A 21,099-nucleotide genomic window follows, 5' to 3' on the forward strand; every position below is an offset into this window, starting at 1 on the left:
CGCGATGAAGAGGTTGATCAACGGGGCGTCCCGCCTGACAGAATTCGCGGCGGCCATGATGATGGCCGCCATGTTCGCCACCTTCATCATCCAGATTTTCATCCGCTATTCGGCGCGTGTCCCCGGGGTCGCCGAAGCGGTGCCCTTTCTCAGCCCCGAGAACTTTGGTTGGACGCTGGAATTCTGCCTGCTCATGTGGATCTGGCTGGTGTTCTGGGGCAATGCCTTCATCGTGCGCGAACGCGACCACGTGACGTTTGATATCCTCTATCAGGGCGTCAATCCGGCGCTGCGCAAATGGTTCGTGATCGTCGCGGCGCTGGCCATCATCATCGGGCTTCTGGCCTCGATCGGCCCGACCTGGGACCGTTTCTACATCCTGCGGCTGAAACGCACCGCCACGCTCGAGACGCTGTTCGGCTCGGATGTGCGGATGCTGCACATCTACATGATCTATATCGCCTTTCTCCTGATCGTGCCGGTTCGTTATGCGATCCGCGGCTGGAAGGCCTGGCGCCTAGGTGCGGATGAGGACCTGCACCACTACGAGGCGCTGGCCCGCGAAAAAGGCAAAGACATCCACAAGGCCGACGATACATGAGCCTCGAATTCACGCTCTGCCTGATCTCGCTCTTCCTGTTTGCGGGCATCGGCATGCCGGTCGCCTATGCGATCCTGCTGGCCTCGCTGGTCTATCTCTTTCTCGGTGGCCAGAGCATCGGCATCGCCGGCAAGACACTGATGGACGGGGTTTATCAGAGCTTTATCCTGCTTGCCGTGCCGCTTTTCATCGTCGCCGCGAACATCATGAACGCCGGCACCATCAGCGACCGGCTGCTGCGCTTCTGCGTCGGGCTGGTGGGCCGGTTCAAGGGCGGGATGGGGCATGTCAACGTGGTGGCGTCGCTGATCTTTTCCGGCATGTCCGGCTCTGCGGTGGCGGATGCAGCAGGGATCGGCAAGGTGATCATCGACATGATGGTCAAGTCGGGGCATTACACCCGCGGCTATGCCGCCGCGATCACCGCCGCCTCGGCGGTGATCGGCCCGATCATCCCGCCGTCGATCCCGATGGTGCTCTATGCGCTGGTTTCGAACGAATCCATCGGCTACCTGTTTCTCGGCGGCATCGTGCCCGGCCTGTTCCTCGGCAGCGTTCTGATGGGGATGAACTGGTTCATTGCCCACCGCCGCGACTTCGGCACCGAAGATCCGGTGCCACTGAGGGATTTGCCGGCGCTGACCGTGAATGCCTTTCCGGCGCTGCTGATGCCGGCGATCCTGCTGTACGGCATCTATGGCGGCGTCACCACGCCGACAGAGGCCGCCGCCGTCGCCGCCTTTTACGCGCTGATCCTGGCCGCCGTCTTCTATCGCGCGCTGTCGCTCGGGGCGTTCTACCATATCCTTGTCGAAAGCGCCCGCTCTTCGGCCGCCGTCGGCCTGGTGATTGGTGGCGCGCTGATCCTGAACTTCATCGTCGCCTCCGAGAACATCCCCTCGATGATGGCCGCGGCGATGGTCGATCTGAACATTTCGCCGCTGGCCTTCCTGCTGGGGGTCAACCTGCTGATTCTGCTGCTGGGCTGCGTGCTGGATGCGACGACGATCATCCTGGTCATCCTGCCGCTGTTCATTCCGACCTGCCGCGAACTGGGCATCGACCTGGTGCATTTCGGCGTGGTCGCGGTGGTCAACTGCATGGTCGGGCTGATCACCCCGCCTTATGGCATCCTGTTGTTCGTCATCAACGCGGTCACCCGCATCCCCCTGGCCGAGATCATCCGCGAGGTGCTGCCTTTCCTTGCGGTTCTGGTGATGGCGCTGCTGGTGCTGATCCTGGTGCCCGACCTGGTGCTGTTCCTGCCGCGGATGCTTGGCTATCAGGGCTAGGCGGCCCCAGCCGGCCCGCACGTTCTTCCCGTTCCGACACGAAAGACCCACGCGATGAAAACCATCTACCTGCTCAACGGCCCCAATCTGAACCTTCTGGGCAAGCGCCAGCCGGAGATCTACGGCCACGAGACGCTCGATGACGTGGCGCGCATGTGCCAGGAGGCCTGCGCCGAGGGCTTCGAGATCAAGGCGCTGCAATCCAACCACGAAGGCCAGATCGTCGACTGGATTCACCAGGCCCGCGAGGCGGCCTGCGGCATCGTCATCAACCCCGGCGCCTACAGCCACACCTCGATTGCCATCCTCGACGCGCTCAATGCCTTCGAGGCGCCGGTGATGGAGGTGCACATCAGCCAGATCCACAAGCGCGAGACCTTTCGCCATCATTCCTATGTCTCGCATCGCGCCGACGCGGTGATCGCCGGGCTGGGGCTCGACGGCTATGTCGCCGGCGTGCGGCGGATCTGCTCCCTGGCCGGAGCCGCCGGATAATGACCGAGGGCCCGAAGCTCGCCGTCGTCGGCGCCGGTCTGATCGGCATCCGCCACATCGAGGCGATCGACAAGACGGCCGCGGCGACCCTGGCCTGCATCGTCGATCCCGCCGAAGCCGGCCAGGCCGCGGCCCGGGCGCACGGCGTGCCCGGTTACCTCACGCTTGAGGAAATGATCGCCGCCGGCGGCATCGACGGGGTGATCCTCGCCACGCCGAACAGGCTGCATGAGGCGGGCGCGCTCGCCTGTATCGACGCCGGTCTGCCGGTGCTGGTGGAAAAGCCCATCGCCACCGACCTGCCCGGCGCGCGCCGCATCGTGGCGGCCGCAGAGGCCGCAGGCGTCGCCGCCGCCGTTGGCCACCACCGGCGGCACAACCCGCTGATCGCCCGGGCAAAGGCGCTGATCGACGAAGGCCGTCTGGGCCAGATCGCCAGCGTGCAGGGCACCACCTGGTTCATGAAGCCCGATAGCTATTTCACCACCGACTGGCGGCGCCGGAAAGGCGCCGGGCCGGTCTACCTCAACCTGATCCACGACATCGATCTGCTGCTGCACCTGGTGGGGCCTGTGGTCAGCGTGCAGGCGATGGAATCCAACGCCGTGCGCGGCAACGAGGTCGAAGAGACCGCGGTGATCCTGCTGCGCTTTGCCTCGGGCGCGCTGGGTACGGTCAATGTCTGCGACACCGCCGTCGCGCCCTGGAGCTGGGAGCTGACGGCGCGGGAAAACCCGGCCTACCCCGCCACGTCCGAGGATTGTTACTGGCTGGGCGGCACCGAGGGCTCGCTGTCGCTTCCCAACCTCGCGCTGTGGCGCAACCTGGCGACGCGATCCTGGTGGGAGCCGCTTTCGGCCACCCGCTTCCCTTTCGACCTCACCGATCCGCTGATCCTTCAGATCGAACAATTCGCCGCCGTCGTCCGGGGCGAGGCCGCGCCGCTTGTCTCGGCGCGCGACGGGCTGGCAGCGCTCGAGGTGATCGAGGCGGTCAAGAACTCGGCCGCAAGCGGACTGCCGGTCGCGCTGACCGGCTGAGACCGGAACGGCGGGTCGGCTCGGGGCACCGCCTATCGGCTGGGCACGCCCTTGCCGCGCATCAGGCGCTTTTGCGCCGCGATCCGAAACGGCGCATTCGGGGCGCCGTATCCGCCGTAGCCCGCGCGCCGTTCCACGATCTCAAAGAACATTCCGCCGGCATAGGGCCGGGAATAGAGCTGCAAGAACGCGCCGCTGGCGTCCTCGTCATAGAGAATATTCGCCGCCGCGAGCCGGTCGAGCATCCCCGGCGCCAGGTCGAACCGCGCCGCGAGATCGGCATAATAGTTCTCCGACATCGGCAGCGGCTCAAAGCCGCGTCGGGCCAGCTCTTCGGCGGTGGAAAAGATATCGTCGGTCGAGAACGCGACATGCTGCACCGAGGCGCCGAAACTGTCCGCCAGGAAATTGCCCGCCATGGTGCGGTGGGTTTCCGCGCCGTTTAGCGTGATGCGGAACCGGCCGTCGCGGGTTTCCAGCGCCTGGCTGCGAACCAGCCCGTCGGGATCGACGACATCGACCATGGGCGATTTGTCCATCTCGAACAGCGTAGTGTAAAACAGCGACCAGCTGAGCATTTCGTCATAGCTCATGGTCTGGGCCAGGTGGTCGATCCGGGTGAGGCCGGCGCCCGTGGCTTGCGCACCCGACGAGGTGAATTCGACCGACCAGACGTCGCTCAGCCCGCTGGCCTCGTCGATGAAATGCAACACGCTGCCGGAAAGGCCGCGGATCGCCGGAATCTGCAACTCGCCCGGGCCGACCGGCTGATCGAAGGGTTTGGCCCCGAGCTGCCTTGCCCGCGCCACCGCATCCGCGGCATCCGGGACCGAGAGGCCGATGTCGCAGACGCTGGTGCCGTGCATGTTGTAGGCGCTGCTGGCATAGCCAGTGGTTTCGCGGTTCACCACGATACGGATCTCGCCCTGGGTCCAGAGCGAGAGCTTCTTGGCGATATGGCGCCCCGACTGGTGGAAACCCAAGGTTTCCAGCATCGCCTCGAGCCTGTCGGCCTCGGCGCCGCGGGTCGCGAACTCGACAAAGGACACCCCGTCGACAGAGGACCGGGCCGGCATTTCGGCGGAGGTGAAAGCCAGCGCGGGCTCGGCCCGGCGCACGTCATCCATCAGCGCGATCAGCGAGCGATGGCCGTCCTTGGCAATGGTTTTCGGCGGGCCGGAGCGGAACTGGTCATTGAAGATCTCGAGGCTGATCGGGCCGGCATAGCCAGTCGCCATCACGGCGCGCATGAAGTCGGTGACCGCCAGATCACCTTCGCCCGGCATGTTGCGGAAATGGCGTGACCAATAAAGCAGGGGCATCTCGATTTGCGGGGCATCGGCCAGTTGCACAAAGAAGATGCGGTCGCCGGGGATGCGGCGGATGGTGTCGGGGTCGATCTGGCGGGCCAGTGAATGAAAGCTGTCGAGGATGATGCCGACGTTCTCATGATCGGCCCGGCGGACGATTTCCCAGGCGTCGCGGTGGTCGTTGACGTGCCGGCCCCAGGCCAGCGCCTCATAACCCACACGCAACCCGCGCCGGGCGGCGCGTTCGCCCAGTTCGTGGAAATCCGCCGCCGCCCGGTCGATGCCACCCAGCGCCTGCGGATGGCAGGAGGAACAGACCAGCACCAGTTCGGTGCTCAGCTCCTGCATCAGGTCGAACTTGCGTTCGGCGCGGTCAAAAGCCTTGGCGCGCAGCGGCTCCGGCAGACCTTCGAAATCGCGGAACGGCTGAAACAGGGTGATTTCCAGCCCCATCGAACGGATCATGTCGCCCACCTCGCGCGGGCTGCCGTCATGGGCAATGAAATCCTGCTCGAAGATCTCGATCCCGTCGAAGCCGGCTTCGGCAATCGCCTCGAGTTTTTCCGGCAGGTTGCCCGAGATCGAGACGGTGGCGATGGAGGTTTTCATGCCTTGTCCCCCTGAATGGCATCACGCAGGGCGGCGTGATCGAGATCGGCGCCGGTAAAGATGCCCCAGGCATCGACGCCCTGTCCGAAAAACAGCTCGTAGCCCGAGATCACCGCCAGCCCCGCAGCCTCGGCGTCTTGCAGGAACTGCGTATCGGCCGGCGTGTAGACCGCGTCGAAGGCCCAAGTGGCGCCGGCCATTGCCTCGACCGGCAGCGGCGTGCCGCCGATGCCCACCATGCCCAACGGCGTGCAATTGATGATCCCGTCCGCCCCTTCGGCGGCGGCGACGGCCTTGGTGAAGGTTTCGATCCGGGTGTCGGAGCCGAGGGCGCGCAAGGCCGTGGCCAGCCCTTCGGCCTTGGCCGGGTCGAGATCGACGCAGCGGATCGATCGTGCGTTCAGCGCGATCAGCCCGAAGGCCACCGCCTTGCCCAACCCGCCGGTGCCGATCAGGCAGACGGTGCCGGGCGCGGCATCGCCGCGCACCGATCTGTAGGCCGCCTTGAAACCGGAGTAATCGGTGTTGAAGCCTTTCGGCCCGTCCGCGTCAAAGACCACGGTGTTCACCGCGCCGATGCCACGGACCAGCGGATCGGAGACCGCGACCTTGGCGGAGACGATTTCCTTGTAGGGATAGGTGACGTTGATGCCGCGATAGCCGCCGCCCTGCGCCCGGTCAAAGACCTCGTCAAAGCTCTGGCCGAGGTCTTTCGGGATCAGCCGGTCATAGGTGACGTCAAACCCGGCCAGCTTGCCCGCGGTTCGGTGCAGGCGCGGCGATTTGGAGCGGGCGATATTGTCGCCGATCAGGCCGAGCTTGATGCTGCGGGTCATTGCTGTTCTCCCTTGCGGCCAAAGACGCGGGCCTTGCCCTTGGACCAGAGCGGGGTCTGGCTGACGAAAATCAGGATCACCGCGGCGAAGAGCACCAGCGACAGCGGGCTTGTCACGATACCATGAAAGAAGCGGCCAAGGTCTTCGCGCTCCGAGATGATCGCGCGACGCCAGTTGTCGTCGAGCAGGCGCGACAGGATCACGCCGAGGATCACCGGCCCCAGCGGATAGCCGTAATGCCGCATGAAGTAGCCGAAGACGCCGAAGCCGAGCATCCAGTAGACATCGGAAATCGAGTTGTTCACCGCATAGGCGCCGACGATGCTGAGCAGCATGATCAGGGGAATCAGCACCGCACGCGGCATCTCCACGATCCTGGTGAAAAGCTTGATCCCGGTCAGACCAAAGAGAAGCATGAAGCAATTGGCCGTCACCAGCGCGCCGACGATGAACCAGAACATGTCTGGCTGGTCGATCATCAGCATCGGCCCGGGGTTCAGCCCGTGGATGAACAGCGCGCCGATCATGATCGCGGTCACCGCGTCGCCGGGAATGCCCAGTGTCATCATCGGGATGAAGGCGCCACCGACGGCGGCGTTGTTGGCGGTTTCGGGCGCGACAAGCCCCTCCATCGCGCCATCGCCGAATTCGCGCTCGGGCGACCTGGTGACGCGCTTGGCGTGGTCATAGGCCATCAGCGCCGCAATGTCGCCGCCGGTGCCGGGCAGGGCGCCGATGGTGACGCCGATGGTCGAGGTCTGCAACGACAGCGGCAGGTGTTTTTTCACGCTCGCCAGCGAGGGCACGATGCGGCTTATCTTCTGGCGCACCGCGTCCTTGTCGACATGGTGCAACTGGCCCAGCGCCTCGGAAACGCCGAACATGCCGATCATCACCGCGATGAAGGAAATGCCGCCTTCGAGGACCTGGAAATCGAAGGTGAAACGTTCGGCGAAGGTCAGCGGATCGCGGCCCACCGCGCCGATGGCAATGCCGAGCGCGCCGGCGAAGATGCCCTTGACCAGGGAACCCTGGCTCAGCGAACCGACCAGCAGGATACCGAGGATCGCCAGCAGCATGTAATCGCGCGGCTGGAAGGTCAGTGCAAAATCCGACACCAGCGGCGCGGCCAGCGCCAGCACGCCGATGCCGATGAAACCGCCGATGAAGGACATGACGGTGGTGACGCCGATGGCCTCGCCGGCCTCGCCGCGCCGGGCCATGGGATAGCCGTCAAGCGCCGTGGCGATGGCCGAGGGTGCGCCGGGAATGTTGAGCAGGATCGCGGTGCGCGAGCCGCCATAGACGCCGCCCATGTAGATGCCGATCATCAACGAGATCGCCGGATAGACATCCCAGGAGAAGGTAAAGGAGATCAGGATCGACACCGCCATGGTGACCGAAAGCCCCGGAATGGCGCCGACATAGACCCCGGCAAAGGTACCGAGCCCCACCAGCAGCAGAAGCTGCGGCTGGCTGAAGACGGTGAGAAAATCCATCACAGCGCTCATTGCGCCCCCTCCGCCCGGAACAGATCGCGGAAAAACTGGATGAACTCGGCTTCGGGCAGGATGCCGGCGGGCATCAGCACCGAAAAGACGATGCGGAAGATCAGCCAGATCACGATCAGGCTGCCAAGCGAAACGGCCAGCGTCCAGACCCAGCCGCGCCGGGCGAGGAATTTGATCGCCAGGATCAGAAACAGCGCCGAGGTCGGCAGGAAGCCCAGCGGTTTCAGCAAAATGCCGTAGATTGCAAGCGCCAGCGAAAACAGCACCACGGCCGGCGGCAGGATGTCTCGCGCCAGCGTTTCGCTGCGATCAAGCGGCAGTTTCGCGGTTTTCAGCAGCACCAGCAGCGAAGCCAGAACCATCACCGCCGTCGTGGCCATCGGCACCGAACCGGGGGCCGAGAGCGCTTCGAAGCCTGAAATGCCATACGCGCTCCAGAACAGGCCGAGGCTGACCGCCAGCATCAGCCCCGCAAAAACCAGTTCTCCGGGCCGCCGCTGATCCGGGGCGCCGCCGGGCGTGGCGTCGGAGGTGCCGTCGTGATGTTCGGGGTCGATATGTTGCATGGCGTCCTCCCTGGAAGGCCTGCTGAAATGAATGGCGCCGCGCATCGAATGGAACGCGCGGCGCCGGTTACGCGGGACGAACGGGCCGCCGGTCAGGCAATCACTCGCCAGGACGGGCGATGCCGAACTCCTCGGGCGAGGCTTTGGTCAGGCCCGCGTCTTGCAGGAGCCAGGCGGTGCCTTGCTGCCATTTCGACAGGAATTCCTCGGCCTCGTCTCCGGCAATGCCCATCAGGGTAAAGCCGCGGTTCTCCATCAGCGCCACGAAATCCGGGTGCTCGACACCGGCGGCGAAGGCCTCGGACAGCTTGGCCACCACATCCTCCGGCGTGCCCTTGGGGGCAAAGACCCCAAAGAACGGGCCCCAGGGCAGATAGGTGCTGTAGCCGTCGTTGAACTCCGTCACGGCGGGCACGCCGGGCAGCTTGTCGTTGGCGGCGACGTCGAACACCGCCAGCGGCTTCATGTTGCCGGCGCGGATGCCTTCGATGGCGGCCCCAAGGACGGCCGGCATCACGTCGATTGCCCCGCCCTGAAGCGCGGTCAGCGCCGGGCCGTCGCCGTCATAGGGCACGGCAATCACATCCAGTTCCCCTTCGACGGTGTTGATCATCGCGGTGATCACCGAGGGCAGGCCGCCGGGGCCGGTGGCACCAAAGCGGACCTCGCCGGGGTTGGCCTTGATGTGTTCCATCATGCCGGCGTAATCGTCAAACGGCGCATCCTTGTTGGCCACCAGAATGGGCGTGCCACGGGCCAGGATGTTGATCGGAATGAACTCGCCGTAATCCTTGTCACCCAGGCCCATGATCTTGTAGAGCATCGGATTTTCCGCGCCCATCAGCAGGGTGTAGCCGTCGGCCGAAGCCCCCGCGACATGGTTCAGCGCGATCGCGCCCACCGCGCCGGTCATGTTCTGCATGACGACACTGCCGCCCAGAACCTCTTCGGCATGCGGCGTGACAGAGCGCATCACCGTGTCGGTCGAACCACCGGCCCCCCATTGGATGATGCCCTGGATTTCCTTTTCCGGGTATTCCGCGACGGCTGCGGTCGCCGACAGCGCGAGCGCGCCGAGCGCGCCCCAAATGGCTCGTTTCATCTGTATCCTCCCAAATCTTCAAACAGTCGGGCCAGGCAACTTCCCAGCCCGGGACAGGCGGACTATCACAGATGGCGCGGCGTAACGTCAAATACTCAAATCTAGAAATGATTAACCTAATGTTATTCTGACCGGCGAAACTCGGGCCCTTGTGCCACCGCCCGCCCCAGTTCGCGACGAAAGTGACTTATTGCGTTTTCGGCAAAGCCCGACAGCACCCGGCCCTTCTTGCGCACCACATAGGATTTGACGGTGACCTCCTCGCGCAGCGCACGGCGCACCAGACCGGGCATATAGACCTCGGCCACGGAAAATTCGTCGATCACCGCCACGCCCAACCCGTGCCGGACCAAGCTCACCACCGTCTGGGCAAACCGGCCGCGCATCGCATGGTTCACCGGCAGCCCAGCATCCCTGAATGGCTGGGCGAGCAGCGCGCCATAAGGATCGGCGGGATCGACGCCGATCAAGGGCTGGTCGGTCAAGTCGCGCACGGAAATCTCGGCCCTGTCCGCGAGGGCATGCCCCTCGGGCAGGATCACCACCAACCGCCCCTCGGCGATCTGTTCGTTTTCGATCGAAGCGTTCTCCACTGCCGACGACATCACAACGAATTCGCCGCGCTCCAGCAGCAGATAGTCCACGGTCTCCTCGATCTTGAGAATGTTCAGATCGATGAACAGATCCGCATATCGCCGGCGCACCCGTTTCAGCACGCGGGCGGCAATGAACTGGGCAATCGACGGCGCCGCACCAAAGGCCAGCCGCACGTCCTCGCCTTTTTGCAGGGCACCGACCGCCGATTGCAGGTTGGCGACGCCCTTGTAGACCTCGCGCACCTGATCGAAGACCGCGCTGGCCTCGACCGAAGGCACAAAAAGCCCGGCCTTGCGCTCGAACAGCCGGATACCAAGCGAGTCTTCGGTATGTTTGACCAGGCGACTGATGCCGGGGGCCGAGACATTGAGCATCTGGGCCGCGCCGCTGATCGTGCCGGTCATCATCACCGCGCGGATCACCTCGATCTGTCGCAGAGTCATTTCGGGCATCGTTCCTCCTTTCGCCCCGAGATTAACATGGAGTTACGTGAAGACAAGAACAAGCATTTGACGTTAAGGCGTGCGCTCCGCAGGCTGTGGTCCGGATCAACCAATAGGACGGGCCATGACCGACAAACAGCACATCTGGACCGAAGACTGCGACCTGCTGGTGGCGGGGTCTGGCGCAGCCGGGCTGGCGGCGGCGGTAACCGCGGCGCATCACGGGCTGAAGGTGGTTCTGGCGGAAAAAGACGCGGTTCTTGGCGGCACCACCGCATGGTCGGGCGGCTGGATCTGGGCACCGGGCAACCCGGTGGCGCGGCGCCAGGGCATCGCCGAAGACCCCGAGGCGCCGCGCCGCTACCTGCGGGCGGTGCTGGGCGAGACGTTCAACCCCGAGCTTGCCGGGGCCTTCTTGCAGGCCGCGCCGGAGATGGTGGCGTTTTTCGAGGCCGAGACCGCGCTGCGTTTCGACTGCGGTGCGGCCATTCCCGACACCTACTGCCATCTGCCCGGCGCCGGGCTTGGCGGACGGTCTGTCATCGCCCAAGCCTTCGACGCCCGCGCGCTCGGACCGGACATCGCGCTGCTGCGGCCGCCGCTGCGTGAAACCAGTTTCCTCGGCATGACCATCCAGGCCGGGGCCGACCTGCGGGCCTTCCTGACTGCAACCCGTTCGCTGAGATCGGCCCTGCACGTCGCCCGGCGGCTGGGCCGCCACGCTTGGGATCTGGCACGCCATCGCCGCGGCATGGACCTGCGCAACGGCAATGCGTTGGTGGCGCGGCTCCTGCTTTCGGCGCGCGAAATCGGCGTCGACCTGCGCCCCGGGCAGGCGCTGGCCGAGGTGATCTCGGATGCCTCCGGGGTGCACGGCGCCGTCCTGACCGTCGGCGACACCGAAATCCGCATCCGCACCCGCCGCGGGATCGTACTTGCCTGCGGCGGCTATCCGCATGACCTCGCGCGGCGCAGGGCAAGCTATCCCTGCCACCGTCACCACACGCCGCTGGCGGTGCCCGCCGCCACCGGCGACGGCCTCCGGCTGGGCGAAGCCGCCGGCGGCCGGCAGGATATGACGCTGGCCGCGCCAGCCGCCTATTGTCCGGTCTCCCGGGTCAATTGGCCCGACGGCCGCAGCGGCGTCTTTCCGCATATCATCGACCGCGGCAAACCGGGGGTGATCGGCGTGCTGGCCGACGGCCGGCGGTTTTGCAACGAGGGCCTCGGCTACCACGATTACGTCACCGCGATGCAGGCCGCGACCGCGCCCGGCGATGAACAGATGTCCTGGCTGATCTGCGACCGGCGGTTCCTGCGGCGTTACGGGCTGGGCATCGTCCGCCCGGCGCCGGTGCCGATCCGGCCCTGGCTGCGCGCGGGCTATCTCAAGACCGGCGGCACGCTGGCCGAACTGGCGCAGGCCTGCGGCATCGACGGCGCGGGATTGGCGGAAACCGTGGCGCGATACAACACCGGCGCCCGTCGCGGCGAAGACCCGGCGTTCCAACGCGGCAGCTCGGCCTACATGCGGCTGCAAGGTGATCCGGCGGTCACGCCCAACCCCTGCGTCGCCCCGATCGAGACCCCGCCGTTCTACGCCGTCAAGGTCGTACCCGGCAGCTTCGGCACCTTTGCGGGGTTGAAGACCGATGGCCAGGCGCGGGTCTTGGGCGCCGGCACGGGCCCGATCCCCGGCCTCTATGCGGCAGGCACCGACATGGCCAGCGTCATGGGCGGGCATTACCCGGCGGGCGGCATCAACCTCGGCCCGGCGCTCACTTTCGGCTTTGTCGCCGGCCGCCATGCGGCAGGGGCGGCGCCATGAGCCGGCTGCTCTCGCTCGCGCATCTGACCGCCATCGAGCTGGCGCCGCCGGAGCTGATCCGTGCCGCTGCCGAGGCCGGGTTCGATGCCGTCGGCCTGCGACTGATCGCGGTGACCGACACCAGCCCCGGCTACCCACTGATGGCGGATCCGGCAATGCGGCGCGCCACCTGCGCCGCGCTGCGCGAAACCGGTCTGCGGGTGCATGACATCGAATTCGTCAAGCTCACGCCCGAGACCGACCCCGCCGGGCTGCAATCCTTCCTCGACGCGGGGGCGGAGCTTGGCGCTTCCGAGGTCATCACCGCCCCCTATGATCCCGATCTGTCCCGGCTGGCCGACCGGCTCGGCGCGCTCTCCGAGCTTGCGGCGGCACGCGGTCTTGGCGTCTCGCTGGAGTTCTTTCCCTGGACGGTGGTGCCCGATCTCGGGGCCGCCCTGCGGCTGGTCGAGGGCGCGGCGCCCGATGTCGGCATCCTCGTCGACAGTCTGCATTTCGACCGCTCGCAAAGTCGCCTGGCCGATCTGCGACACATCCCGTCGCGGCGCCTGCGCTTTGCCCATCTCTGCGACGCGCTTGTCGCGCCGCCCTATTCCACGCAACAGCTCTTGCACGCCGGCCGGGCCGAGCGCCTGCTGCCGGGCGAAGGGGATATCGACCTCGCGGGCTTCCTCTCCGCCCTGCCCCAAGACCTGCCGCTCGCGCTGGAGGTGCCGATGACGCGCCGCACCGCCGAGCTGGGGCCCGAGGCGGTCATCCGCCACGTCTTCGCGGCGACGTCCGGGTTTCTCGCGGCGCAAGACAGCACCTGATCCTAGCCGGCGGCCGCGATTCCGGCATCCACCAATTGCTCCCAATCCGGCAGGTCGGTCAGCGCCTCCATGTCGAAAGCCGCGAGAAAGCGGTCGGTGGTGACAAAGGTATAGGGCGCGCCGCGCCGGGGGCTTCTGGGGCCCGTCCCGATCAGGCCGAGGGCATGCAGCCTGCCGATCAGGTCGCGGCCGATCTCCTTGCCGAAGATCTCCTTGAGCCCGTCGCGGGTGATTGGCTGGTGGTAGGCGATGGCCGCCAGTACCGCGAGATCGAAGTCCCGCAGGTCGAGTTCCTGCCCGCCGACATCCGCCGCCGCGCGGACCGCCGGCGCATAGGCCGGCCGCGTCCGCAGCAGCCATCCGCCGGCGGATTTGCTGATTTCGAAAGACCGGCCTTCGAGCTCGACCGCAAGATCCTCGATCAGAAGGTCCACCGAGGCCCCCTGCCCCACGACCCGCGCCAGATCATCCGCCGGCACCGGCGCGGCGCTGGCAAAGAGCACCGCCTCGATCCGGCGCATCCATTCGCGCCACCGCAGCTCGGGCGGCAGGCTCTCCAGCTCACGGTCGAAATCCGGCTCGGTCTCGCTTCGGGCCATGGTCAGACCCCGTAGAGCCGAAAGGTGTCGCGCCCGGTCAGCTCGCGCGCCGCACCAAGCGCGACCAGCCGGTCGCAGAACCGGCGGGCGGCCCGGCCTGACCGGAGCGAGGTGAGCGCCGTCGGCGCCACCGCATCCCGCGTCAGAAACAGGCGAACGGCCTCTTCCGCCCCTCTGGCCCGGAGCTTTGGCGCCACCGCGTGCAATCGGGCGGCGCGCTGGCCAAGCTCTGCGGCTTCGCGCGCCGCCTCGCGCGTGGCCTCGGCCACGGCCCGGTGACAGGCCAACCGCAACTCCTCACCGGTCTTGCGCAGATCGCGCCGCTTGAGGCCGAGCGACAGAAGCGGCATGAGATGCGACCAGCCGAGCGCCCGCGCCAGCACCGCATCGGCAATCAGAAGTGCGGTGGCCTCGGCCCCCGGACTGTCCTCGAGAACCGCTTGCAGGGCAGAGGCCGCGCGCCGGATCGGCGCCCCCTGCCCGGCATCCAGCCAGGCCGCGATCCGAGGCGGTTCGGTTTTGGGCAGCGCCCGGGGCAACGCCCTGGCCGAAAGCGGGCGTTCCACGGCCCGGCGCCAGGACAGATAGACCTCACCTGCGGGGCCGGGCTGATGGCCCGGCGGCAGGAACACCACCACGTCGCGCAACTCGCCCGCCCGTTCGGGCCGCCCGGCATGGGCGACGCAATTCTCGGCCGCCCGCAGGGCCAGCCGCGCACGCAACAGGGCGTGGGGCAAGGCTCCCTGTGCCAGGACAAGATGCAAATGGGCCAGCGCCGCCCCCGACAGAAACGCCAGATCCTCAGAGGTTTCGGCCCGCCCTGCGCCAAGCCAGGGCGGCATGCGGAGCGCCATGTCACTCTCGTTGCTGAAGGTCGCGGCGGCATAGGTCATCCGGCAAGGCTAGCCCATCTCGGCGCTTCTCGCCATATTCGACTGTCAAAACCGCCCTTGCCTTCTTCATGTCCAATAACCTTGCCTTCTCGGCTGGCCGGTCATAGGCTTCGGCGCATGTCGAACCGCCCCATCAGCCCCCCTGCCCCGGAGAACAGTTTCGAAGCGGCGCATGCCCCATCCGGGGCGGACCCGCGCGGCGCGGCCTCTGACAACACCTTGAAAGCCTATGCCCGGGATTGGGCGCATTTCTCGCGTTGGTGCCGGATGACGGGCGCCGATCCGCTGCCGCCTTCGCCCCAGCAGGTCGGGGATTATCTGACGGCAATGGCGGCGCCCGCAGACGACCGGCAATCCCCTGCGGCCCGCCGCCCCCTTTCGGTGTCCACCATCGAGCGTCGCCTTGCCGGACTGGTCTGGAACTACGCGCGGCGCGGCTTCGCGCTCGACCGTCAAGACCCGGAGATCGCCACGGTGCTGGCCGGGATCAGACGCCGCCACGCCCGCCCCCCGGCGCAGAAAGAGGCCATCCGGCCCGCGGATATCCTCGCCATGGTTGGCACATTGGGCTTCGACCTGCGCGGGTTGCGGGATCGCGCGATCCTATTGCTGGGCTTTGCCGGCGGATTGCGTCGGAGCGAAATCGTCAGCCTCGACCGCGGCAAGGACGACACCGCCGACGGCGACGGCTGGATCGAGATCATGGAGGCCGGCGCGCTCCTTACCCTCAAGGCCAGGACCGGCTGGCGCGAACTCGAGGTGGGGCGCGGTTCGTCCGAGCGGAGTTGCCCGGTGAAGGCGCTGGAGGACTGGCTGCACTTTGCCAGGATCGACACCGGGCCGGTCTTTGTCCGTACCTCGCGCGACGGCAAACGGGCGCTGAAGGCACGGCTGAACGACAAGCATGTGGCGCGACTTGTCAAACGCACCGTTCTGGACGCCGGGCTGCGACAGGACTTGCCAGAGCAAGAACGACTTGCCCTGTTCTCCGGTCACAGCCTGCGCACCGGGCTTGCCAACGCGGCCGAGATCGACGCGCAGGCTGTTCAGAAACGGCAGGGCCATGCCTCGGCCGAGAGGTCCGGTTCTCGACGCCAGGCCGACAGGTTTCAAGTGAACCTGACCCGAGCGGCGGGGCTCTGAGCGGCATGAGCCGAGGCCTTCGCCTTGCGGCTCAGGGCCGGGCATCGCCCGAGAAGCGCGCAATCCGGGTGAGCAGATAGATCTGCCACAGCGCCGCCAGAATCGCCGCCCCGAAGACCGCCTGAATCGAGATCAGCGCGACAAAGCCGGCGCCGAGCAGCGGCAAAAGCGCTGCCGGCGCGGCCAAAGCATTGAAATAGGCGGAATAGGCCGGCCGCCGGTCATCGGGCGATATCTCCATGAGATAGCCCAGATAGCCGATGGTCACGCCGTTCATCATCGCCCCGATCAAAACGAAGAGCAGGGCAAAACCGATCAGCCCGGCCCCGGCCCAGATCAGCCATATCGCAATGAACGGCGGCACCATACGGACAATCGCGACCATGCGCAGCATCGCCAGCTTTCCGGCGCCATCACCGAGCCAGCCCCAGAGCGGGTTCGACAGCAGCGCCCCGGCGGTTTGCGCCCCGAGCAGGATGCCGACATCGGCTGCGCCGATGCCGTTGCCGGCGGCAGCGACGACATAAAACGGCAGCGCCATCAACGTCGCGCCACCGAGCCATTGCGAATAGAGGAACAGCCGAAAGCGGGTGTCGTCTTGCAGCACCTGCCAACCGCCGCGCAAAAAGGCGGTGATGCCGGGCGGCGTGGCTGTGCCCGCCTTGCGCGCCGGCACCGGCGGTTCCCCCGCCGCGACAAAGAACGTCGAGGACAGGATCATCAACAGCGCCGCCAGCGCAAAGATCACGGCATGGGCCAGTAGCAGGGGCAAGGCGTCGATCGTCAGCCCGACAAAGCCCGCCACGGCAAAGGCGATCAACCCGCCGCCAAAGAAGCGCCAGGCCAGCATCCGGCTGCGGGCCTCGGAGCGGATCGAGCGACCGACGATGTCGTTATACGGCACCGCGACCACCCCGCTGACAAAGGCATAGACCGTCCAGAGCGCGAGGAAGCCGACAGCCAGCGGCACCGGCGGCCAGTCGAATTGCGGCCAATCCGACCCCCACCAGAGCAGAATCGCGATGAACGCCAGACAAGTCGCGCGCCCGTAGGCACCAAAGACGTAAAAGGGCATCCGCCGTTCGGCCCGCTCGGCCAGGTAGCCGACGAGCAGTTGCGGCAGCAACCAGCCAAGCCGCAGTATCGCGCTGGCAAAACCCACCGCAAAGGCGCTGCCGGTCAGATGAAAGACCAGGCTCGCCACGACGGTCGCGGAATCGACCGCCGCCGCCCCACCCTGAAACGCCGCACCTGCGCCGGCAATGCGCCAGAACCGGCGGCTCTCATCGGGCAGTGTCGTCGGCTCAGACCCGGACATTGGCCCGTTCCGCCTCGATCCGGGCTTGCCGGATGTCGATCCCCGATTGCCACAACACGACCAGCCCGATGCCGACGACCAGGATGATCGACACCATCCAGTTGAACAGGATCATCAACAGCGCCTGTTCTTCGGGAACGCCCAACAGCTGAAACGCAAGCGCCGTGCCGATGACAAAGCCCCCCGGCACCCGGACGAACCGCGACAGCACCAGCGAAAAGCCGCCAAACACCATCAGGAAGAGGTAATCGAGCGGTGCCAGAACCACGCCAATGGCCAGCCCGGCCCAGAGAAAATGCGTGGCCGAGACAAATTTTGCCGCCACCGCGCCGAGCAGCACGTTCAGCCTGTGCTGCCGGCTGCGCGGCCAGACGACACCGCTGCACAGCGATCCGCGCAAGGCGGTGCCGTTGGCCCGGAACCAAAGGGCCACCCAGTCGAAGATGCGGCAAATCAGCGGCCCTTCCCGCGCAAACAGGGCGCGAAAGCGGAACATCGCCCAAAGCAGACCGCTGAAGAGCGCGAAATTCAGTGCCCCGGCGACCGCCAGGCCCAGCTCCAGATTGCCGGCGATCTGAGGCACCTCGCCCGCCATTGCCACGACCCCGGCAAAGAGCGCAAAGACCACGCCATCGATAAATCGCGCGATGATGGTGGTGGTCAGCACGGTGCCCATCTTCAAGGTTTCCATCCGCGCGATCAGCCAGGACCGCACCAGCGGGCTGATGCCAAGCGGCACCAGCACATTGGCGCCGTATCCCGCCAGCAGCGCCCCGGTCAGCCGCAGCGTGCGCACCGGTTTCACATCATGCAGAATCTGACGCCATTTCCAGCCGTTCAGCACCTGCTCGAGCAGCACAGTCGCCGCCAGCACCGCGATCCAGCCGAGGTTGGCCGAGCCGAGCCCGGCCAGAAACCGGCCGAAATCGAGATCGCGGTACAGCCAGAAGACAATGGCAAGCGCGACCATGCCGCCTGCAACGGGCAGCCCCCAGCGCGACAAGATCCGTTTCATGCCAGTGCCCCCGCCCCGTGCCGGACATGCTGTTCTGTGGCCATTGCCATCTCCCTTGCGCAATTTCCCTGACACGCCATCCTACAGACCGTATCATGGTACGGAGTCAACCACACAAGTGACAGGAGCGCCTGATGAAACCCTTCACGATTGGTAATGCGGCAAAGGCAACGGGTGTCGGTGTCGAAACCATCCGCTTCTACGAGCGCCGCGGTCTTATCGCCCAGCCAAAGCGGCCCGAAGGCGGCGGCGCCCGCGACTATGATGCCGACACCGTTGCGCGATTGCATTTCATTTGCAAGGCCAAGGAGATGGGGTTTTCCCTGGCCGAAACTGCCGAGCTCCTGGCGTTGAGAGATGATGGCGAGGCCGGTTGCGCCACGGTGCGCGCCCGCGCCATCGCCAAACGCCGGGAGATCGAGATCAAGCTTCTTAGGCTGAAGGAGATGTGCAGCCTGCTTGATGACCTCATTGCCGGCTGCCCGGGGTCCGGGGAGCTGTCGGATTGCACCATTCTGGGGGCCATCGAAACCCACGACCGATGAGGCCGGCCCCGGTCAGGTCCACGGTCCTTTCGGACCCCGGGCTCGGGACTTGGGGATACTGCTGGCCGACAGCGGGGTTGTCCGCGGCGCTGGCCGCGATTGGCTCGCCAAGGCCCGCAGGGCGGCGATGCGGTTCTCGGTCGCCGGATGGGTTGCGAACAGGTTGTCATGCTTGTGTGCGTGCAGCGGGTTGATGATGAACATATGCGCCGTCGCCGGATTGCGCTCGGCGGCGTGATTGTCGATCCGGGCAGCGCCCATGGCGATTTTTTCCAGAGCCGAGGCCAACCAGAGTGGCCGGCCGCAGATCTCGGCGCCCATCTTGTCGGCGGCGTATTCCCGTGTCCGGCTGATTGCCATCTGCACCAGCGCAGCCGCCAGCGGTGCGAGCATCATCATCAGCAACGTACCGATCAGCCCAAGGCGTTCACGCGACCCGCCGAAGAACAGCGCAAAATTGGCCAGCACCGAGATCGCGCCGGCAAAGGTCGCGGTAACGGTCATGATCGCGGTGTCATAGTTGCGGATGTGGGCCAGCTCATGTGCGACCACCCCGGCCAGCTCCTCTCTTGTCAGGCTGCGCAGCAGGCCCGAGGTCACGGCCACCGCCGCATTTTCGGGGTTGCGCCCGGTGGCAAAAGCATTGGGTTGCGGCGTGTCGATCAGATAGACCTTGGGCTCGGGCATCCCGGCGTTTCGGGCCAAATCCGCAACCATAGCGTGCAGCCCCATCCGATCTCCCGGTGTCACCGGCTGGGCATTGTGCATCCGCAGCACCATGCTGTCGGAGTTCCACCATGTGAAGGCATTCATCGCCGCGGCCACCACCAGGGCGATCACCGCGCCGCCTGCCCCGCCGATCAGATAGCCGACGCCCATGAACAACGCGGTCATTGCCGCCATCAGCATTGCCGTTTTTACGTAGCCCATTGTTGTCTCCGATCCTTGAATGCGCCTTGATGCAGGAAATATGGCGCGGATTTCGGGGCCTGCAAGTCGCCGCGTTGTGTGTGTCATAGGCCCGTTCCGGGCAATGGGTTGGCGCGAGGTTGGTGATCCCGTTGGCGGCCTTCTACTTCCTTAAAATCGCCCGAGAGAGACAGCCATTTGGCGGGCTGTACCGCGGCGAATGCGAGCATTTTCAGGAACGCCATGCCCGTGATTTTTCCGGTCGGGTTCCTTGGTCCAGATTGATCCGTTGCGAGGGTCTGCAATCAACGTAGTGCAGCAGCGTGCGGCGCGGTTTGGTAAATTTTTGGGCCGGTCTTTAACGAGGGTCATCGTGACAATCTCTTCGGCACAGGGCAGGGCCTCGCCAGCTGATCGGCGTTCATCCTGCCCAAGAAAGTTGGCCATGGCCAACTTTCCCCTGCCGGGCATCCCGGACGGCTCTGGTCAAATAGGCGTCGGGGTTGGCAATGTCGCAGAGACGCTTGGCCATCCGGTCCTGCAAGGTCAGCGTCTGTCTCAACCCCAAGGACGTTAGTGCCGCGGTCAAAGTGTTGTGCTGAACCCCCAGCATCTTGCCGAATTCATAGAGAACCCGCTGCGCTCCACGCTCCGAGGTGGGCGGATCGGGGTAGAACGCGGCCAGAGCCCGAAGCTGTGGCCATAGCTCGGCTTGCGAAGGTTCGGAGTATTTTTTTGTATTGGAGTTTGTTGGCTCTTTGTGTCGGACGTTTTGACCGTCATTGGCGGACGTCGGAACCGGTGTTGCCTGTGTCCCGTCACCATGCGGCAGGGCGTTGCCCGTGGCCTCGACCTCGGTTTCCTGTTGCATCGGCGCGCTGACCTCTGGGGGCATCAACAGTCGTGTCAGTTCCTGGATGATCGACCTGGCCTGCACGATGGTGGCACTGGCGCGTCGCATCAGGGTGCGGGTGCCTTCGACAAAGGCCCGCGCCTCTTCTGCCAGATCGAGTTCAAGGCATTGGCGTCTCAGCGTCTGGATACGGGCCTTGAGGCCGCGCAGCTCAAGCGCCTCTTCGCGGCGTTTTTCGGCAAGATGCAAAAGTTCCTCGGATCGGACCAGCAGCGGAGAGAGGTCGATGCCGTAGGCCGCAACAACTTTGCCCGCACGGTAGATCGGAAATCTCTTCCGGTTTGCACTGTCCCTGCGGACAATCAATCCGACGGCCTCCAGCCGCTCCAGATGCCGGCGCAGCTGCCTGTCGGTGATGCCCTTGGCACGAAAGCACAGTGTCTCATTGCTCGCGAAGACTGTGAGCAGGGTGGTGGGTGAGATCGCCATGTCCCGCCCGGTTTCGGAATTCTTGCAGGCCAGACAGCTCAAAAGAGCGTCCAGAACGACGATCGACGCCGCGCGCAGGCCCAGATCCCGACCGACCGTGTTGACCGCGGCCATGAGCGCGCGTCGGGTAATCGGCCGAAAGTCGGGTTGCGTAGATATTGCGCCGATCCCCTCGAAGCCACGAGGGGTCGACAAGGCACAGGTTTCCTGTGCCACGGCATCAGGTGCCGCGACATACTGGTGATTCATGCAATTTCAGACGGCAAAAGGCGACCGGTCACCGAAAACGGTGT

General features: G+C 65.7%; 21 protein-coding genes. 8 read left to right on the forward strand and 13 right to left on the reverse strand.

The window, feature by feature from the left end:
- Nucleotides 1-4 precede the first annotated feature (4 nt).
- The 4 genes from PVW49_RS08165 to PVW49_RS08180 are packed head-to-tail and all read left to right on the forward strand — an operon-like array spanning nt 5 to nt 3,428.
- Nucleotides 5-601 carry a TRAP transporter small permease gene (locus PVW49_RS08165; protein WP_274590303.1) on the forward strand — a complete coding sequence of 199 codons (597 nt, stop codon included), beginning with the start codon at nt 5-7 and terminating at the stop codon, nt 599-601.
- Nucleotides 598-1,893, forward strand: coding sequence for a TRAP transporter large permease (locus PVW49_RS08170; protein WP_048534887.1), 1,296 nt, complete (start codon nt 598-600; stop codon nt 1,891-1,893). Before PVW49_RS08165 ends, PVW49_RS08170 begins: the two co-directional genes overlap by 4 nt.
- 54 nt (nt 1,894-1,947) lie before the next feature.
- Nucleotides 1,948-2,388, forward strand: coding sequence for a type II 3-dehydroquinate dehydratase (gene aroQ / locus PVW49_RS08175; protein ID WP_048534885.1), 441 nt, complete (start codon nt 1,948-1,950; stop codon nt 2,386-2,388).
- A complete protein-coding gene (locus PVW49_RS08180; protein WP_274590304.1) occupies nt 2,388-3,428 on the forward strand; it encodes a Gfo/Idh/MocA family protein in 1,041 nt (346 codons plus the stop codon). The genes aroQ and PVW49_RS08180 overlap by 1 nt, the downstream gene beginning before the upstream one ends.
- A gap of 32 nt (nt 3,429-3,460) precedes the next feature.
- Here PVW49_RS08180 and PVW49_RS08185 read toward each other — a convergent pair whose 3' ends face one another.
- The 6 genes from PVW49_RS08185 to PVW49_RS08210 all read right to left on the reverse strand — a co-directional run bounded on the left by PVW49_RS08185 (nt 3,461) and on the right by PVW49_RS08210 (nt 10,411).
- Entirely contained in the window at nt 3,461-5,347 is a 1,887-nt protein-coding gene (locus PVW49_RS08185) for a bifunctional sugar phosphate isomerase/epimerase/4-hydroxyphenylpyruvate dioxygenase family protein (RefSeq protein ID WP_274590305.1), read from the reverse strand.
- Nucleotides 5,344-6,183 carry a shikimate dehydrogenase family protein gene (locus PVW49_RS08190; protein WP_274590306.1) on the reverse strand — a complete coding sequence of 280 codons (840 nt, stop codon included), beginning with the start codon at nt 6,181-6,183 and terminating at the stop codon, nt 5,344-5,346. Before PVW49_RS08190 ends, PVW49_RS08185 begins: the two co-directional genes overlap by 4 nt.
- Complete coding sequence (locus tag PVW49_RS08195) at nt 6,180-7,694, reverse strand: tripartite tricarboxylate transporter permease (RefSeq protein WP_274590307.1); 1,515 nt, start codon at nt 7,692-7,694, stop codon at nt 6,180-6,182. Before PVW49_RS08195 ends, PVW49_RS08190 begins: the two co-directional genes overlap by 4 nt.
- A complete protein-coding gene (locus tag PVW49_RS08200; protein WP_048534880.1) occupies nt 7,691-8,260 on the reverse strand; it encodes a tripartite tricarboxylate transporter TctB family protein in 570 nt (189 codons plus the stop codon). The genes PVW49_RS08195 and PVW49_RS08200 overlap by 4 nt, the downstream gene beginning before the upstream one ends.
- 100 nt (nt 8,261-8,360) lie before the next feature.
- Complete coding sequence (locus PVW49_RS08205) at nt 8,361-9,362, reverse strand: Bug family tripartite tricarboxylate transporter substrate binding protein (RefSeq protein ID WP_274590308.1); 1,002 nt, start codon at nt 9,360-9,362, stop codon at nt 8,361-8,363.
- Nucleotides 9,363-9,484: 122 nt separating this feature from the next.
- Nucleotides 9,485-10,411, reverse strand: coding sequence for a LysR family transcriptional regulator (locus PVW49_RS08210; RefSeq protein ID WP_274590309.1), 927 nt, complete (start codon nt 10,409-10,411; stop codon nt 9,485-9,487).
- Between the two features lie 115 nt (nt 10,412-10,526).
- Between PVW49_RS08210 and PVW49_RS08215 the strand changes: the two genes are divergently transcribed.
- Both PVW49_RS08215 and PVW49_RS08220 read left to right on the forward strand, forming a co-directional pair.
- Nucleotides 10,527-12,230 (forward strand): FAD-dependent oxidoreductase, encoded by a 1,704-nt coding sequence (locus PVW49_RS08215; RefSeq protein WP_274590310.1) that lies wholly within the window; start codon nt 10,527-10,529, stop codon nt 12,228-12,230.
- On the forward strand, nt 12,227-13,042 hold the full coding sequence (locus tag PVW49_RS08220) for a sugar phosphate isomerase/epimerase family protein (RefSeq protein WP_074837055.1): 816 nt from the start codon (nt 12,227-12,229) through the stop codon (nt 13,040-13,042). The genes PVW49_RS08215 and PVW49_RS08220 overlap by 4 nt, the downstream gene beginning before the upstream one ends.
- A 2-nt stretch (nt 13,043-13,044) precedes the next feature.
- Here PVW49_RS08220 and scpB read toward each other — a convergent pair whose 3' ends face one another.
- Together scpB and PVW49_RS08230 are read right to left on the reverse strand one after the other, a co-directional pair.
- Nucleotides 13,045-13,641, reverse strand: a complete 597-nt coding sequence (gene scpB, locus PVW49_RS08225) for an SMC-Scp complex subunit ScpB (protein ID WP_074837056.1) — start codon at nt 13,639-13,641, stop codon at nt 13,045-13,047.
- A gap of 2 nt (nt 13,642-13,643) precedes the next feature.
- Nucleotides 13,644-14,534: a DUF1403 family protein gene (locus tag PVW49_RS08230; protein WP_371398995.1), complete on the reverse strand. Its 891-nt coding sequence runs from the start codon at nt 14,532-14,534 to the stop codon at nt 13,644-13,646.
- Nucleotides 14,535-14,651: 117 nt separating this feature from the next.
- Here PVW49_RS08230 and PVW49_RS08235 point away from each other — a divergent pair, with 117 nt between their 5' ends.
- Nucleotides 14,652-15,677 carry a tyrosine-type recombinase/integrase gene (locus PVW49_RS08235; RefSeq protein WP_274590312.1) on the forward strand — a complete coding sequence of 342 codons (1,026 nt, stop codon included), beginning with the start codon at nt 14,652-14,654 and terminating at the stop codon, nt 15,675-15,677.
- A gap of 31 nt (nt 15,678-15,708) precedes the next feature.
- On the opposite strand, the gene PVW49_RS08240 is transcribed toward PVW49_RS08235, so the two are convergent.
- The gene (locus tag PVW49_RS08240) at nt 15,709-16,995 is read right to left on the reverse strand and encodes a hypothetical protein (RefSeq protein ID WP_274590313.1); all 1,287 of its coding nucleotides are present in this window, start codon (nt 16,993-16,995) and stop codon (nt 15,709-15,711) included.
- Nucleotides 16,982-18,010 carry a lysylphosphatidylglycerol synthase transmembrane domain-containing protein gene (locus tag PVW49_RS08245; RefSeq protein ID WP_274590314.1) on the reverse strand — a complete coding sequence of 343 codons (1,029 nt, stop codon included), beginning with the start codon at nt 18,008-18,010 and terminating at the stop codon, nt 16,982-16,984. Before PVW49_RS08245 ends, PVW49_RS08240 begins: the two co-directional genes overlap by 14 nt.
- Nucleotides 18,011-18,144: 134 nt before the next feature.
- On the opposite strand from PVW49_RS08245, the gene PVW49_RS08250 reads away from it, so the two are divergent.
- Nucleotides 18,145-18,555 (forward strand): heavy metal-responsive transcriptional regulator, encoded by a 411-nt coding sequence (locus PVW49_RS08250; protein WP_048534868.1) that lies wholly within the window; start codon nt 18,145-18,147, stop codon nt 18,553-18,555.
- A gap of 12 nt (nt 18,556-18,567) precedes the next feature.
- Here PVW49_RS08250 and htpX read toward each other — a convergent pair whose 3' ends face one another.
- From htpX to PVW49_RS08265, 3 genes are all read right to left on the reverse strand, one after another.
- Nucleotides 18,568-19,485, reverse strand: coding sequence for a zinc metalloprotease HtpX (gene htpX / locus PVW49_RS08255; RefSeq protein WP_274590315.1), 918 nt, complete (start codon nt 19,483-19,485; stop codon nt 18,568-18,570).
- Nucleotides 19,486-19,635: 150 nt separating this feature from the next.
- Nucleotides 19,636-19,911 (reverse strand): hypothetical protein, encoded by a 276-nt coding sequence (locus PVW49_RS08260; protein WP_274590316.1) that lies wholly within the window; start codon nt 19,909-19,911, stop codon nt 19,636-19,638.
- On the reverse strand, nt 19,886-21,055 hold the full coding sequence (locus tag PVW49_RS08265; protein ID WP_274590317.1) for a helix-turn-helix domain-containing protein: 1,170 nt from the start codon (nt 21,053-21,055) through the stop codon (nt 19,886-19,888). The genes PVW49_RS08260 and PVW49_RS08265 overlap by 26 nt, the downstream gene beginning before the upstream one ends.
- Nucleotides 21,056-21,099 lie beyond the last annotated feature (44 nt).

Source organism: Marinovum sp. PR37 (genome assembly GCF_028807375.1).
In the GTDB taxonomy this organism is placed as follows: Bacteria; Pseudomonadota; Alphaproteobacteria; order Rhodobacterales; family Rhodobacteraceae; genus Marinovum; species Marinovum algicola.